Raw genomic sequence first — 14,505 nt, 5'->3', positions numbered from 1 at the left:
AACCTACGCATTCACGTTCCTTGCGACCGATTGGTCCACACTGCCCGGCTGTACTCGTTCTAACTCCTCGGCAAGGATCGGAACGGCTAGATTACAGGCCTGAACGCCCTGCACGACGCAGAGCTTCAGCACTTCCATAATCTCCTCGGCGGTTGCGCCCGCATTGAGTGCACCCCTGATGTGCCTACGCGTGCCAGGCGCGTACATGTGGGTGTAGGAAGCATCGAACGCGATGCTCAGAAGCTCGATCTCCTTCGGTGTGAAGGTCCCACTGCCATAGATGCCCGCGCCTGTTGCCATGAACTGATCTGTCCAGACAGGGTCGAGTTGAAAGAACGGATCCCAGGCTTGATTCCACTGTCCGATTTGCTTCATCCGGTCGCAGGCCGGTGTCGCATCCCCTACCTTGGGTGCCGGCATTTTTCCGGCCCCGGTCGCTTCCTCGATCAGAATAGGCGCGCCGAGACTGCACGAGTGAATAGACATCACCGACGCCATCTTCAGTACCGAGAGGATTTCGTCACGCGTCGCGCCGGCTTCGAGCGCGGCGCGGATGTGACGGCGTGTGCCGTCGTGGTTGAGATTTGTACAGGCGGCGTTCAGGCCCAGGCTGGTCAACTCAACGAACTTGCGCGACAAAATTCCGTTCATCCATGGATTGATGGTCATCTTGACGCAAGCGTCCGCCCATTTGGGGTCCCATTCGCGCAGTCGATCCACCGCTGAATCCCAAGGGCCAGTTACCTGGTTTGGATCGTTCTCGTTCATAAAAATTGCCTTTGGGCTCCGTCCCGCCCTCGTCAAGGGCGGGACATCCTGGATGTCGTCGCGAGTTACCTTCTCGCTGCCATCAACGCGGCTTGTGCGGCCCGGACCGGCTCTGGTGCCATCATGCACGCGGCGATCGGGTGCGAGTCGCCTCCGATGACCGGTGGCTTGATCTTCCCGTCCGTTGGCCAGGTGAGGAAGCCCGGATTGAACTCGGTGGGATTGGGCGGCATGCCGTTGTTTTGCAACGTCTCGTCAACGCTGTCATACCAGACCCCGACCTTGCAGATTTCGCGCGCTTCCGCGGCGGTCGCCACCTTGCGGCCGAACTCCTTGGAGAGACGCACCACGCCCTGAATTTGCTCGACCGTGGTTTTGCGCTTGCGATCCGCACCCCACAGGTTGTCTTCGTTGCCGACTCGCACATGCTGGCCGAGCACTAGGGACATCGCCGAGATGGAAATCAAACCTCTCATGCTGGACCAGAAGGTGTTGACCGATCCTTGCGGCACGCGTTGCAGGAAATGCATCAGATCAAATGGGTTTCGACCGAGCGTCCCACCGCCGTACGCGCAGAGCGCCATGTTCAGCGGACCCATATAAACGCCAGCACGGATACAGCGTTCGATCAGTTCCCATTGGTGAACATGCGACGGTACAAAGTAAGGCTGGATGCCATTCTTCCGAAGCCGCTTGAGATGCTCCACGTAAAAGGCCGGAGTCGAATCCACCACCATATTGGCCCACGCCGCGAGCACCTTGGGATCTTCCATGTGCGTCCCTTTGATGTCCTCGGGGGACATCATTGACATGATATCCCACAGCGAGGTGCCAGTCGTCACCGTGATAAACTCCGGCCTTGGGTTCAGCTCTGTGAGCATGTGGCGCGTGTCGTAGTCTAGCCACTTCGCCTTGGCATCGGCCGTGTGCGGGGAGAACGAAATTGAGCCGCCGACCTGAATGATCATTTCCGGCACCGCTTCCTTCACTCGCTTGAGCAAGTAATTGTATTGCTCAAAGTCCGAGGAGCCCATGCCTGTGGCCGGGTTGCGAACGTGGAAGTGCAGCATGGTGGCGCCCGCCTCGTAGCAGTCCACAGCAGCCTGGACCTGCTCATCCCAGGAGAGGGCGATGTCGCTCGCGTCTCCAGGCAACCACGCCGGGCCGTACGGTGCCGCCGTGATGATTAGCGGTGCCATGTTTTCCGGTAGAATTGAGTTATCTGTGTAATACATGTTTTCCCTTTCGATTTGGCGTTTGTGGTTCGTTGCTGATCGTTCGGGCGTGATTGGAGTTAGTCCGGCTCCGGCATCGGAAAGGCGGTCGAGTCTGCCTGCCAGATGCCGAAAACGTTTTTGGCGGGGTCCGCCACAATGGTCACCCAAGCAGTCCCTGGGCACCGCCGTCTTGGGGCGGACAATCGTACCGCCCAGGTGTAAAATGCCCGCCACTGCTTCATCGAGCGAGGGCACATTGACGAACAGCATCCACCCGTTCAGGTCTGGAATCGCGCGGTAGGTCAGGCCGCCATGCAGGGCCGGTCCATCCGCGGCGCCACTCTGAATCCGCCAGTAACCGATGCCCTCCATTTTTTCGACCTGCCAGCCGAACGCCTTGCGGTAAAAGTCAGCCAAAGCGACGGGGTGCTCGCCGTAGATTTCAAAATGAGTGACCGGGTTTGTCATGAGGTCAATTTCTCGCATCTCGATGATGGCTCCGCCATTCGCTCGGTGCGGCACCGGCCCAGCGGTGGAATGCATTCGAAAATCCGCTCGCGTTGGCGTATCCGAGCGCGAGCGCAACATCGGCTATTCGCATCCTCGTGCCTTTGAGCAACTGGCGCGCAACTTCGAAACGTGCTTCGCTGGTCAATGCGCGGAAGGTCGTGCCCTCTGCCTGCAATCGGCGGTTCAGCGTTCGCGGTTGCATTGAAAACTCATCTGCAATTTCTTCCAGGGAAGGGTTGAGAAAAATCACCCGTGCACGGAGCACGCGGCTAACCGCATGCGTCATGCTCTGCCTGTCTTCCAGCCGCCGCTTTATGCCAATAGCCGACATTCTCTTCCGCCATTGGTTCAGACCATCGAAAGCATCGATCTCTCTAACCAGCCTTCGAAAATATCGTCGACATCTCCCTTAGCTCATCGCCGGCTTCGTCGATTTGGCCTGTATCGTGGTAATGCGATGCCGATGGCGTCAGCTAATGTGGTTCGTCGCTTGATCTTGATTGAAGCAGAAGCGGCGAAAGGCCGTTTGCTAATTTGCGACACGGTGTCGGATTTGGTAGCTTTCGCCTCCAAGCTCAGTTCAGCCGGGGGTCTTCGGTATGGAAGGGCAACAACGCGTTGGTGTGTTGGTTGAAGTCCCACAGGTACTACGAGAATTGGGAAAAGACCCGGCAAGGGTCGTCGCCCGTGCGGGCGTCAACCCTGACCTTTTGCGCGACCCCGATAATTCGCTTTCGTTTGGCGAGTTTGGACGGCTCGTCGAGGTTTGTGTTGCCGAGACTGGATGTAACTATTTTGGGCTACTCGTCGGTCAACGAGCGGCCATAGCGCATCTCGGACTGGTTGGCCGGCTGATGCAGAATGCGCCGACACTCAAGGATGCGATCCTGGATTTATGCAAAAACCAAAAGCGCTATGTAAGTGGTGCCGTTGCCTATCTGTTGATCCAGAACGAGACGGCTTTTTGGGGATATACCATCCACCATCCGGCTATGCGGGCGGTTGAGCAAGTCAGTGAGGGAGCGATGGCGACAGCTTTCGCATTGACGTCAGAACTGGTGGGCATACCGCCCGACGCCATACTAATGGCTTGTCGAACGCACGATGATGTCGCTCCCTATCGACAATTCTTTGGCTACGCCCCCACGTTCAATGCACAACAATATGCAGCGGTCTTCCCTGCTGCATTGCTTGCGCATCCTGTTCGAGGCGCAGACCGCGAATTGCGCCGTATTCTGGAAAAATCGGTCGCCAACTATTGGGCATTGAAGCAACCAAGTATTACGCAATCGGTCGTTCGGATCCTCCACGCCCTGGTGGTCTCTCCTGATGCGACACTCGAAAGAGTAGCCGACGAACTCTCCATGCACCCACGAACACTGAATCGTCGCCTGGAGGCGGACGGAACCAGCTTTAGAACACTCGTCAACGAGGCGCGTTTTTCGGTTTCCCGCCAACTGCTCTCAGGCACTAAGATGGACGTCGCGGATATCTCGCTGGCGCTCGGCTATGCCGATCCGAGCGGCTTTACACATGCGTTTCAAAGATGGTCCGGGATGGCGCCAATCGAATGGCGCAAGCAGGATGTGTTTTCCACCTGACTGCTACAGGAAGTTCGTCTCTTCACCTACTGCGCCGGGCACCGCGAAAAATTGATCTCCGTGCCGTCCATACCTGGAAACACTCGCGTCAATCGCATCTAGCAACCAGCTGGAAACCCCTCGTCACCGAAGGGGCTATTCACTTTATCGAATCGGCGGAGACTAAACCCAATTGTCCCGGCTCGGCCGGACCGCAGGAAACATGATTCCCGACAGCATCACGCGCATCATGCGCAACGAACGCTGCCGCCCGTCCCAGGCGATCCGGGGCAGCGCGTGCAGATTGGTATATCCCCTGGCCTCGACAACCCCCGGGATCGTCGATACCGCGCTGGCGAAACCGGCCTCCTGCCCCATCACGACATGCTCGCGGCGCCAGGATTGCCGATCGCCGAACGGATAGGCGAAATGCCTGACGGCGCCGCGCAAGGCGGTCTCCGCGACCGCCTTGCCCATCGTCATCTCACGTTGCGCGTCGGCCGCTTTCAGGTTGGACAGCGCAGGATAGTTCACCGTCGCGCTGCCGATCGTCACCAGTGGATCGGCTGCGAGCTTCGCCAGATCGTCCCAATCCATCGACGAGTTGCGCGACAGCGCCGCGAGATCGACCGAGTAGCGCGTGCAGAGGTCGTGGATCGCGAACGCAAGATCCGGCGGCGGCAGCGTCCGCATCCAGCTCGTCAGAAATTCGAACGTGTCATATTTCTCCAAGTTGCTGGCGGTGGCGAAACGCCGCTCCTTGCGGTCGATCACCATGCTGATGCGCTCTTCGCGCGCGATCATGTCTTCCAGCGCGAGCCACCAGGCTTCGCCGAGCCCATCCGGAAACGCGGTCGGCAGGTAGACGGTGAAGGGCACGCCGTGCTTCGACAGCACGGGGTAGGCCTGCGTGATGACATCCTTGCAGCCGCCGTCGAAGGTCAGGCAGGCAAATCGATTGGCCTTCGGCAGCGTGACCGCCCGCCGGCACACTTCGTCCATCGTGATCAGATCGAAGTTCCAGCGCTTCAGCGCCCGGATCGTCCGGTCGAGAAATTGCGGTGTGATTTCACGCCACCGGTTCGGCTGAAACGGGCGGGAATCGCGCGGACGCACGCGCTCGAACCGCAAAATGACGCCGGCGCCGCCGGTCTCCCGCTGCTTCAGCCTGAAATATCCGCTGAAATAGCCGAGCTCCATCCGGGCCCGCCGCAAAATTCCGAGATCCGAAGTCAACGTTCCGCCCCCACCCTACGGTCGCGCTGCCCCCGCCGCGGCCGGATTGTATTACCCTTTGTTGACATTTCCCTGCGAAGGTCGCCAAAGCCAAAAATTGTAAACAATTTCATATAGCACGGGCTCTGCGATGACCATGGCTGCCGCGATTGAAGACCGGACGGCGGATTCAAATGCGTGGTCGAAAGCGAGCCGCATCGCCGGCATCGACATCGTTCACGACCTCACCACAGCGGAAGGCATCTGGCGCAAGCTGGAAGGCGCGCAAACGTCCTTCACGCCGTATCAGCGGTTCGACTTCCTCAGTTCCTGGCAGCGGCAGGTCGGCGAGCGCGAAGGTCTTGCTCCCTTTATCGTGGTCGCCTACGACGCGGAACACCGTCCGCTGGTGCTGCTCCCGCTCACGCTCAGGCACGCTTACGGCGCGCGTTGCGCAAGTTTCATGGGCGGCAAGCATTCCACCTTCAACATGGCGCTGTTCGACCGCGATTTCGCCGCAAGCGCAACGTTGGCCGATCTCGAAGACGTAATATCGGCAATCTCGCAGCGATCCGAAGCCGACGTCCTCACATTGCATCAGCAACCGGTTCGCTGGCGCGATATGCCCAATCCGCTTGCCTTGCTTCCGCATCAGCCGTCCGCCAATGATTGCCCGGTGCTAGTGATAGAGCCCGGCGCCGCGCCCGCGGCGCTGGTTAGCAACTCCTTCCGGCGCCGCCTCAAGGGCAAAGAGCGCAAGCTGCAGTCCCTGCCCGGCTATCGCAGTCACATCGCCTCGTCGGAAGCCGACATCACGCGGCTGCTGGACTGGTTCTTCCGCGTCAAGCCGCTGCGGATGGCCGAACAGAAGCTGCCGAATGTCTTCGCCGATCCTGGCATCGAGGATTTTGTCCGCGGTGCCTGCACGGCGCCGCTCGCCGACGGCAAGCACGCCATCGATATCCACGCGCTGGAATGCGACGAGGAAGTGATCGCGATCTTCGCCGGCGTCGCCGACGGCCACCGCTTCTCGATGATGTTCAATACCTACACGATGTCGGCGAACTCGAAATACAGCCCCGGCCTGATTTTGATGCGCGACATCATCGATCACTATGCCGGACAGGGTTATCGGGCCCTCGACCTCGGGATCGGATCGGACGATTACAAACGGCTGTTCTGCAAGGACGACGAGCCGATCTTCGACAGCTTCATCCCGCTCAGCCAGCGCGGCAAGCTCGCCGCCAGCGTGATGTCGGGCCTCAACCGCACCAAGCGGCTGGTGAAGCACAATCCGGCGCTGCTGGAGATGGCGCAGAAGCTGCGCAACGCGTTCAGCTAAGGCACCCTGTCAGCCCGTCATTGCGAGCGAAGCGAAGCAATCCACCTCTCCGCTTGCCGCGCCATGGATTGCTTCGCTTCGCTCGCAATGACGTGGCTAGATCTCGCTTAAGCCGCCACCACACGCGGGCCGGTTTCGACGGCATCCGAAGCCTGGCATGGCTTGCTCAGCATCGTCACCTCGGAGAAGCCGACTGCCCTGAGCTGGTCGCACATCAGGGCGCGCGCGTCCGACGCCATCGACGCTTCGGGCACCACGACGGCCCGCGCGTGTGACGTCAGCAATTCGGCCGGCAGATCGGAGGCCGTGCCGGCGTCCAGCAGCACATGGTCGTAAACCCGCAGCAGCGCGTCGATTGCAAGCGTCAACCGCGGCGACTGCAGCTGCGTGCGGTCGAAGCCGGGACGTCCGGCGCTGACGAGATGAACGCGCGACAGCCGATCCTTGGTGATGATTTGCGCAAACGACGCCTCGCCCTGCATCAGTTCGGCGAGCCCGGGCGCGACCGGATCGGCCGACGCCGCAGTCATCATCGGCGAGGATGCCACGAGATCGACGACCACGACTTTCGCCTTCTGCGCCATCAGCCGCGCCAGCGTCAGCGCGGTCAGCGTGATGCCGTCGCTCGATGCCGCGCCGAGCACGGTCACCTTGCGCGCCCCTGCCCCAACCAGGACATCCGCCATCTGCTCGATTTCACCGGTCTTCGTCGCGGTATCCATGCGAGGGCCGTCCGCGCGCGGCTCATCCAACATCGGCTCGAAGGCGCGATCTGCGGCGGCGAACTCCGCCGCTGGAAGTACGCGCGCGATCGCCGCTGCGCGCAAGGGTTCCGCCGGAGAAGGCAAGTCGATTTCAGGCGCGATTTCGGGGGCCACGTCGCGCTCAACCTCAGACGAAACCGCGCCGGGTCTCCGTGGCGCGGTCATGCGCAGCAGTTCGCCTGTCGCAATCGCACCCGAGGTGAGCAGCAGGGTCGCCAGCGTCGCGATCAGCACGATCGGCAGTTTCTTCGGATAGGCCGGGGTGTTGGAGACGGTGGCGCGCGAAATGATGCGGCCATCGGCCGGCGCCGCCTCGATGCTCTCACGGGCGCTCGCCTCGCGGTATTTGGCGAGGTAGGATTCGAGCAGATCGCGCTGGGCCTTGGCTTCGCGCTCGAGTGCACGAAGCTGTACGTCCTGGCCGTTATTGGAGGAAGCCTGCTTCTTCAATTGGTCGAGGCTCGCCGTCAGGCCTTCGACGTTGCCGCCGGTGATGCGGGCATCGGCCTCCAATGAGCGGGACACCTTTCCCGCCTCCTCGCGCAACTGACGATCCAAATCGGCGAGCTGCGCCTTCAATTCCTTGATGCGGGGATGACCGTCGAGCAACGTTGAGGATTGCTCGGCGAGCTGGGCGCGCAGCGTCACCCGCTGTTCGGACAGCCGGCGGATCAGCTCGGAATTGAGCACCGCGGACGCCTCGATCGGCTTGCCGCTCTGAAGCATATCCTTGATCAACCGCGCCTTGGACTCGGCGTCCGATTTCAGCGCACGGGCGTTGTTCAACTGCGTGTTGATCTCGCCCATCTGCTGGTTCGACAGCGTGGTGTTGTTGGTACCGACAAACAGGCTCGACTTGGAGCGGAAATCCTCGACGCGAGACTCGTCATCGGCCACCTTCTTGCGCAGTCTTTCGATTTCACCCGACAGCCACTGGCCTGCCGACTTTGCCTGCTGCTGCCGCGCATCCTGCTGCAGCACCAGATAGCCTTCCGCAATCGAGTTGGCGACGCGCGCGGCAAGTTCGGGATCGCGCGACTGGAATTCAATGACGATGACGCGGGACTTGTCGACGGCATAAGCCGTGAAGCGATCGTAATAGGCTTCCAGGACACGCTCTTCCGGCGTCAGGGAGAGCGGGTCGCGGCCGATGCCGACCAGGGCCAGCAATGACTTCAGCGGCGAAAATCCCTGCAGCACCGGATCGAATTCGGGGAGCTCGGCAAGCTTGTTCTTCCTGATGATCTCGCGGGCCAGGTCGCGCGACTGCACCAGTTGCACCTGACTGGTCACGGCTTCCGCATCGAGCGCGCTGCGCTCCTCGTTGCGCTCGCCGGTCGGACGCAGGAACACGTTCTCGCGGCCATCCACCAGGATGCGCGCTTCCGATTTGAACCGGGGAGTGATCATGTTGACCGCGGCGAGCGATGCCACCAGCGCCAGCACCGTTGGGACGATGATCCAGCTTCGCTTGCGCTTCAGCGCGTGGCCGAGCGCATGCAGATCGAGATCGCCGGCTTCGGACGTGGCGACGGGCTTTGGGGCCGAAGGCGTAAGCCTTGCCATCGCCCACTGCACCACCGGCTTGTCCTTGCCTGCACGCCAGAACGCCAAACGCATCGCACACTCCCGTGGACGCAACTGCTGGTCCACTCGAACCCGGCCGAGTACACTCCATTATGGTTGCCGCTGGGTTAATTTGCCCGTTTGCATCGCGAAACGCTGCCCCGCATGCGTCCAGTCATTTTTTGTTAACCATGAACACCCCTTAATCGAAGGATACCTTTTCAGGATTCCCTTGATGCGAGGCGTGCTCGCCCCAATTCCATGTCTGGTTGCTGCGCTGGCGCTTGCGGGCTGCATGGGCCGGACTGCGCCGGTCGCGATCGCCTATGCCGAGCCCGTGCCGGTCCCGCACGACGCAGCCTATCATCTCGATGCCGGCGACCGGCTGCGCGTCGTGGTCTACGGCCAGGAAGGCCTCACCAACAGCTATGCGATCGACGCCGGCGGCTCGATCACGCTGCCGCTGATCGGCGCGGTTCCGGCGCGCGGCCGCACGACAGCGGGGCTTGCGGCCGAAATATCGGCCAGGCTGCGCCGCGGCTTCATCCGCGAACCCTCCGTGGCCGTGGAAATCGAATCCTACCGGCCGTTCTTCATCCTCGGCGAAGTGGCGGCGCCGGGCCAATATCCCTATGTTCCCAACATGACCGTTGAAACTGCCGTCGCCATCGCAGGCGGCTTCTCGCCACGCGCGCGGCGCGACGGCGTCACGCTGACCCATACCGACGCATCGGGACCGACGCGTTTCGTCGTGCCATCAGGCACCCCTCTCAGCCCCGGCGACACCGTGCTCGTCGGCGAGCGCTGGTTCTGATCATGCCTCTCGTTGACGGTCAGCCGCTTCGTATCCTGCACGCCACGCGCGCGCCTGTCGGCGGCATTTTCCGCCATATCCTCGATCTCGCCACCGGCCAGGCCGACCGCGGCCATCACGTCGGCATCATCGCCGACAGCCTCACCGGCGGCGAACGCGCCGAGCAGGCGCTGGCGGAAATCGCTCCCAAGCTCAAGCTCGGCGTTCACCGCACGGCCATTCGCCGTGAGCCACTGCCGGGTGATCTTTTGGTGTGGGCCCGATTCCAGCGCATGATCCGCGAACTGAAGCCGGACGTGCTGCACGGCCACGGCGCCAAGGCCGGCGCCTACATGCGTCTCAAGACAGCCTCGCGCGACAGGATCCGGGTCTACACGCCGCATGGCGGCTCGCTGCACTATCCGCTGTCGACGCTGAAGGGCAACATCTACGCCCGTGTCGAACGCGCGCTGATGAACGATACCGACCTGTTCCTGTTCGAAAGCGCGTTTGCGCGCGACACCTATCAGCGCACCATCGGCACGCCGAAGGGACTGGTGCGATGCGTGTTCAACGGCGTCACCGCCACTGAATTCGACGCGGTCGTGAAGGCCGAAGACGCCACCGATCTGATCTATGTCGGCGAGTTCCGGCACATCAAGGGCGCCGACCTCCTGATCGACGCGGTGGCGAAGCTGCGCGCGGGCGGCCGACCGGTGACGCTCACGCTCGCCGGCGACGGCGAGGAAAGCCAAACCCTCAAAGCCCAGGTGGAACAGCTCGGCCTCGGCGAGGCCGTGCGGTTCATCGGCCACGTCAAGGCGCGCTATGGCTTCTCCAAAGGCTCGCTGCTGGTGGTTCCTTCCCGCGGGGATTCAATGCCCTACGTCGTGATCGAGGCGGCGGCCGCCGGCATTCCGATGGTCGCCGCCAACATCGGCGGCATCCCGGAGATTTTCGGCCCGCATGGCGATGCCTTGTTTGCTCCCAGCAACACAGCCGCTATGGCCGATGCGATCGAAACCGCGCTGAAGGATCCGGCCGCGGCGAAGGAGCGGGCCAAATCGCTGCGCGAACGAATCTTCATGCATTTTTCGCAGAAGGCGATGGTCGAGGGCGTCTTTGCCGGCTACCGCGACGCGTTTGCCAATCGTTAACCGTTCTTTACCAACGTAACCGTTTCTTCTGATTTGTCCCGTAAGCCGTTTGTGTGGGGAATTCCGCACCGGCAGGCACGTTCCTATGTGCATGCTCCAGAACGGACGTGGACCAGTGGAACCGATTAACGCTCGCTCGATGCTCGATGCCGCGGCAACGGCCGCGATGACCGCCACTGCCGACCGCCCGCCGGTCGAACGACGCCGCAGGCTCACTCCCGCAGCCCTTGCTGTCAGCAACCAGAAAGTCGGCCGCGCCTACTCGCCGATCGTGATCGCAGGCGTGGTTCGTGTCATCGATTTCGCAATGCTGAGCGCGATCGGCATCGCGCTTTATTTCGGATATGTCGTCCCCCTCTCCGGCTTCCACTGGGAATTTCTCGCGGCGATCCTCGGCGTGGCCGCAACGGCCGTGATCTGCTTCCAGGCGGCCGATATCTACCAGGTCCAGCTATTCCGCGGCCACCTGCGCCAGATGACCCGGATGGCTTCATCCTGGGCGTTCGTATTCCTGCTGTTCGCCGGCGCGTCCTTCATCGTCAAGCTCGGCAGCGAAATTTCGCGGCTCTGGCTCACGGCGTTTTTCTTCAGCGGCCTTGCGGCGCTGGTGACGGAGCGGTTGTTCCTGCGCTCGCTGGTACGCAGCTGGGCCCGTCAGGGCCGGCTCGATCGCCGCACCATCATCGTGGGCGCGGACGAGAACGGCGAACAGCTCGTCCAGGCGCTCAAGACCCAGGATGATTCCGACATCGAAGTGCTCGGCGTATTCGACGATCGCAACGACGACCGCGCGCTGGATACCTGCGCCGGCAGCCCCAAGCTCGGCAAGGTCGACGACATCGTCGAATTCGCGCGCCGCACCCGCATCGACCTCGTGCTGTTCGCGCTGCCGATCTCGGCCGAGACGCGCATTCTCGAGATGCTGAAGAAGCTGTGGGTGCTGCCGGTGGATATCCGGCTTTCGGCCCATACCAACAAGCTGCGGTTCCGTCCCCGCTCCTATTCCTATCTCGGCGAGGTGCCAACGCTTGATGTGTTCGAGGCGCCGATCACCGACTGGGACCTGGTGATGAAGTGGCTGTTCGACCACGTCGTCGGCTTCGTGATCCTGGTGCTGGCGCTGCCGGTGATGGGTCTGGTCGCACTTGCGGTCAGGCTCGACAGCCCCGGGCCGGCGCTGTTCCGCCAGAAAAGATTCGGCTTCAACAACGAGCGCATCGACGTCTTCAAGTTTCGCTCGATGTACCACGATCAGGCCGATCCGACCGCCTCCAAGGTCGTGACAAAAAATGACCCGCGCGTCACCCGCGTCGGGCGTTTCATCCGCAAGACCAGCCTCGATGAACTGCCGCAGCTCTTTAATGTCGTGTTCAAGAGCAACCTCTCGCTGGTCGGCCCCCGCCCGCACGCCGTGCAGGGCAAGCTGCAGAGCCGGCTGTTCGACGAGGCCGTCGACGGCTATTTCGCGCGCCACCGCGTCAAGCCGGGGATCACCGGCTGGGCGCAGATCAACGGCTGGCGCGGCGAAGTCGATACCGATGAGAAGATCCAGAAGCGCGTCGAGTTCGATCTCTATTACATCGAGAACTGGTCGGTGCTGTTCGACCTATACATTCTGCTCAAGACGCCGCTGGCGCTGATGACCAAGAGCGAGAACGCGTATTGATTTGGACGTCCGTCGTCATTGCGCGACGAAGCAATCCATCTATCCCCTAGGGCACCATGGATTGCTTTGCTTCGCTCGCAATGACGCTGCTAGCAGTGCCGTAGTTGTTTTGTTGCGTTGCGTGAGTGCGTGAGTATCGATGAGCTATGCGGCAACAGCCGGGGGATCGCTCCCATCGATGACGGCCGCGCCCGGCGTGCTTGCCTTGCAGCGCGCGCTGGTCTGGCTGGTCGGCGCATGCGGCGCGATCGTCTTCATCGAACCCTCGCCCTATGAGCTGGCGACCCTTGCCGCCTCGCTGGTGTTCTTCGCAACGGGGTTGCGGATGCGGCTGGTGTTCATGCCGCTGCTGTTGGTGCTGTTCCTGCTCAACCTCGGCTACAGCATCGCCGCAGTCGCGGTGATGGACCGGCCCAACGTTCCGAACTGGATCGCGACCTCCTGGTACATGGCGGTCACGGTCATCTTTTTCGCGATGGTCATCTCCGAGGACACCACGGCGCGGCTCGACATGCTCCGGCGCGGCCTTGTCGTCGGTGCATTGATTGCGGCGCTCGCCGGCATCGCCGGCTATTTCAATCTCGTCCCCGGCGGGCGTGACCTGCTGACGCTGTATGACCGCGCCCGCGGCACCTTCAAGGACCCCAACGTGTACGGCGCGTTCCTGATCCTGCCGGCGCTGTTCGCCCTGCAAAGCGTCGTTTCAGACAAGTTCGGCAAGGCGTTCCGCAACGCGGTCGCCTTCGGCATCATATCGCTGGCCATCCTGTTGGCATTTTCGCGCGCCGCATGGGGCGTGCTGGTGCTGACCTCCGCGTTGATGCTGGTGCTGATGGTGCTGACGAGCCGCTCGCAGTCGCAGCGCTCGCGCATCATCGTGATGGCGCTGATTGTGGTGGCGCTGGCGGTGGCGCTGGTCGCCGTGCTGCTGTCGTTCGATTCGATCGCGCAGCTGTTCAAGCAGCGCGCCAGCTTCGACCAGAGCTATGACTCGGGCCGCTTCGGTCGTTTCGGCCGGCATCTTCTCGGCGCCGAAATGGCGCTTGGCCTGCCATTCGGCATCGGGCCGTTGCAGTTCAACCGCTTCTTTCCCGAAGACACCCACAATTCCTACCTGAACGCGTTCATGTCGGGCGGCTGGCTGTCCGGCATCTGCTATCCCGCGCTGGTCTTCGTCACCGTGCTGACGAGCTTCCGCTATGTGTTCGTCCGCGTGCCCTGGCAGCCGGCCTATCTGGCGATCTTCGCAGCTTTCCTCGGCACGGTCGGCGAGAGCTTCATCATCGATACCGACCATTGGCGGCACTTCTGGATGATGCTGGGCACCATGTGGGGCATGTTCGTCGCTGCCGAACGCTGGAAGGCGGGCAACAATCCAGCGCTCACAGTGCCCGCGAAGGGTTCCTAGGTCCGCTTGCCCTTCTTGGCGGGCTTTCGCTTTGATGCATCGACCATCGACTTCAATTCCTCGGTCGCCGCCAGCATGGTCTCATAGCCTCTCGACGCAAACTCCAATAGCAGCCGCAATTCCGCGTCCGAATAAGATTCCCAAAGTTTGACCATGCCGCGCTGCATGTGTTCGTAGAACCGTCCGACCTTGGCGATGTTCTCCGGCACGGTTGCGATAAACACCTTGCGGCGATCGGCGGGATCACGCTCGCGACGAACCAGTCCCGCTTTCTCCAGCCGGTCCACGACGCCGGTGATTGCCCCGGTGGTCAGCCCCGTGACCTCCGCCAGCCGTCCGGCCGTCACGCGGCCTTCCAGGTTGAGGAAGTCGAGGCACTCAAGGTCGGAGCCGGAAATCCCGACCGTATTGGCCACCGTCTGCCCGAAAATCACGCCCTGCGCCGACGAGCGCCGCAGCGCGTGTTCCAGTTCCTGCATCAGCACAGCCCGTGCCTTCGCTCTTGACAAAGCTCGCCCC

12 protein-coding genes are annotated in these 14,505 nt (G+C 61.9%); 6 read left to right on the top strand and 6 right to left on the bottom strand.

Annotated features, from left to right (window positions below):
• Window positions 1-3: 3 nt before the first annotated feature.
• The 3 genes from ACVWVY_RS25680 to ACVWVY_RS25670 form a co-directional block, all read right to left on the bottom strand.
• Window positions 4-768 carry a carboxymuconolactone decarboxylase family protein gene (locus tag ACVWVY_RS25680; protein ID WP_456628983.1) on the bottom strand — a complete coding sequence of 255 codons (765 nt, stop codon included), beginning with the start codon at window positions 766-768 and terminating at the stop codon, window positions 4-6.
• Window positions 769-833: 65 nt separating this feature from the next.
• Window positions 834-2,528: a 3-keto-5-aminohexanoate cleavage protein gene (locus ACVWVY_RS25675; protein WP_456628982.1), complete on the bottom strand. Its 1,695-nt coding sequence runs from the start codon at window positions 2,526-2,528 to the stop codon at window positions 834-836.
• Window positions 2,458-2,826 (bottom strand): helix-turn-helix transcriptional regulator, encoded by a 369-nt coding sequence (locus tag ACVWVY_RS25670; protein ID WP_456628981.1) that lies wholly within the window; start codon window positions 2,824-2,826, stop codon window positions 2,458-2,460. Before ACVWVY_RS25670 ends, ACVWVY_RS25675 begins: the two co-directional genes overlap by 71 nt.
• 268 nt (window positions 2,827-3,094) lie before the next feature.
• Here ACVWVY_RS25670 and ACVWVY_RS25665 point away from each other — a divergent pair, with 268 nt between their 5' ends.
• Complete coding sequence (locus tag ACVWVY_RS25665; protein WP_456628980.1) at window positions 3,095-4,096, top strand: AraC family transcriptional regulator; 1,002 nt, start codon at window positions 3,095-3,097, stop codon at window positions 4,094-4,096.
• Between the two features lie 162 nt (window positions 4,097-4,258).
• On the opposite strand, the gene ACVWVY_RS25660 is transcribed toward ACVWVY_RS25665, so the two are convergent.
• On the bottom strand, window positions 4,259-5,311 hold the full coding sequence (locus ACVWVY_RS25660; RefSeq protein ID WP_456628979.1) for a polysaccharide deacetylase family protein: 1,053 nt from the start codon (window positions 5,309-5,311) through the stop codon (window positions 4,259-4,261).
• A gap of 130 nt (window positions 5,312-5,441) precedes the next feature.
• On the opposite strand from ACVWVY_RS25660, the gene ACVWVY_RS25655 reads away from it, so the two are divergent.
• The gene (locus tag ACVWVY_RS25655; RefSeq protein ID WP_456628978.1) at window positions 5,442-6,632 is read left to right on the top strand and encodes a GNAT family N-acetyltransferase; all 1,191 of its coding nucleotides are present in this window, start codon (window positions 5,442-5,444) and stop codon (window positions 6,630-6,632) included.
• A 107-nt stretch (window positions 6,633-6,739) separates the two neighbouring features.
• Here ACVWVY_RS25655 and ACVWVY_RS25650 read toward each other — a convergent pair whose 3' ends face one another.
• On the bottom strand, window positions 6,740-9,016 hold the full coding sequence (locus tag ACVWVY_RS25650; RefSeq protein WP_456628977.1) for a GumC family protein: 2,277 nt from the start codon (window positions 9,014-9,016) through the stop codon (window positions 6,740-6,742).
• Between the two features lie 181 nt (window positions 9,017-9,197).
• Between ACVWVY_RS25650 and ACVWVY_RS25645 the strand changes: the two genes are divergently transcribed.
• The 4 genes from ACVWVY_RS25645 to ACVWVY_RS25630 all read left to right on the top strand — a co-directional run bounded on the left by ACVWVY_RS25645 (window position 9,198) and on the right by ACVWVY_RS25630 (window position 13,986).
• Complete coding sequence (locus ACVWVY_RS25645; RefSeq protein ID WP_456628976.1) at window positions 9,198-9,776, top strand: polysaccharide biosynthesis/export family protein; 579 nt, start codon at window positions 9,198-9,200, stop codon at window positions 9,774-9,776.
• 2 nt (window positions 9,777-9,778) lie between these two features.
• The gene (locus ACVWVY_RS25640) at window positions 9,779-10,912 is read left to right on the top strand and encodes a glycosyltransferase family 4 protein (protein WP_456628975.1); all 1,134 of its coding nucleotides are present in this window, start codon (window positions 9,779-9,781) and stop codon (window positions 10,910-10,912) included.
• A 139-nt stretch (window positions 10,913-11,051) separates the two neighbouring features.
• Window positions 11,052-12,578 (top strand): undecaprenyl-phosphate glucose phosphotransferase, encoded by a 1,527-nt coding sequence (locus tag ACVWVY_RS25635; protein ID WP_456632309.1) that lies wholly within the window; start codon window positions 11,052-11,054, stop codon window positions 12,576-12,578.
• Between the two features lie 139 nt (window positions 12,579-12,717).
• Complete coding sequence (locus tag ACVWVY_RS25630; protein ID WP_456628974.1) at window positions 12,718-13,986, top strand: O-antigen ligase family protein; 1,269 nt, start codon at window positions 12,718-12,720, stop codon at window positions 13,984-13,986.
• Here the strand turns inward: ACVWVY_RS25630 and ACVWVY_RS25625 are convergent.
• Window positions 13,983-14,465 carry a MarR family winged helix-turn-helix transcriptional regulator gene (locus ACVWVY_RS25625; protein ID WP_456628973.1) on the bottom strand — a complete coding sequence of 161 codons (483 nt, stop codon included), beginning with the start codon at window positions 14,463-14,465 and terminating at the stop codon, window positions 13,983-13,985. The genes ACVWVY_RS25630 and ACVWVY_RS25625 overlap by 4 nt on opposite strands.
• Window positions 14,466-14,505: the final 40 nt, after the last annotated feature.

This window comes from Bradyrhizobium sp. URHC0002 (assembly GCF_054059515.1).
Note: the sequence above shows the minus strand (reverse complement) of the source record. Positions and strands in the feature narration are given on the sequence as shown.

What these genes read in the sequence shown, in the direction of transcription:
- ACVWVY_RS25625 (WP_456628973.1), bottom strand. Translation starts at nt 14,465, where the DNA reads ATGCAGGAACTGGAACACGCGCTGCGGCGCTCGTCGGCGCAGGGCGTG.
- ACVWVY_RS25645 (WP_456628976.1), top strand. Translation starts at nt 9,198, where the DNA reads ATGCGAGGCGTGCTCGCCCCAATTCCATGTCTGGTTGCTGCGCTGGCG.
- ACVWVY_RS25640 (WP_456628975.1), top strand. Translation starts at nt 9,779, where the DNA reads ATGCCTCTCGTTGACGGTCAGCCGCTTCGTATCCTGCACGCCACGCGC.
- ACVWVY_RS25655 (WP_456628978.1), top strand. Translation starts at nt 5,442, where the DNA reads ATGACCATGGCTGCCGCGATTGAAGACCGGACGGCGGATTCAAATGCG.
- ACVWVY_RS25635 (WP_456632309.1), top strand. Translation starts at nt 11,052, where the DNA reads ATGCTCGATGCCGCGGCAACGGCCGCGATGACCGCCACTGCCGACCGC.
- ACVWVY_RS25630 (WP_456628974.1), top strand. Translation starts at nt 12,718, where the DNA reads ATGAGCTATGCGGCAACAGCCGGGGGATCGCTCCCATCGATGACGGCC.
- ACVWVY_RS25670 (WP_456628981.1), bottom strand. Translation starts at nt 2,826, where the DNA reads ATGTCGGCTATTGGCATAAAGCGGCGGCTGGAAGACAGGCAGAGCATG.
- ACVWVY_RS25650 (WP_456628977.1), bottom strand. Translation starts at nt 9,016, where the DNA reads ATGCGTTTGGCGTTCTGGCGTGCAGGCAAGGACAAGCCGGTGGTGCAG.
- ACVWVY_RS25665 (WP_456628980.1), top strand. Translation starts at nt 3,095, where the DNA reads ATGGAAGGGCAACAACGCGTTGGTGTGTTGGTTGAAGTCCCACAGGTA.
- ACVWVY_RS25680 (WP_456628983.1), bottom strand. Translation starts at nt 768, where the DNA reads ATGAACGAGAACGATCCAAACCAGGTAACTGGCCCTTGGGATTCAGCG.
- ACVWVY_RS25675 (WP_456628982.1), bottom strand. Translation starts at nt 2,528, where the DNA reads ATGCATTCCACCGCTGGGCCGGTGCCGCACCGAGCGAATGGCGGAGCC.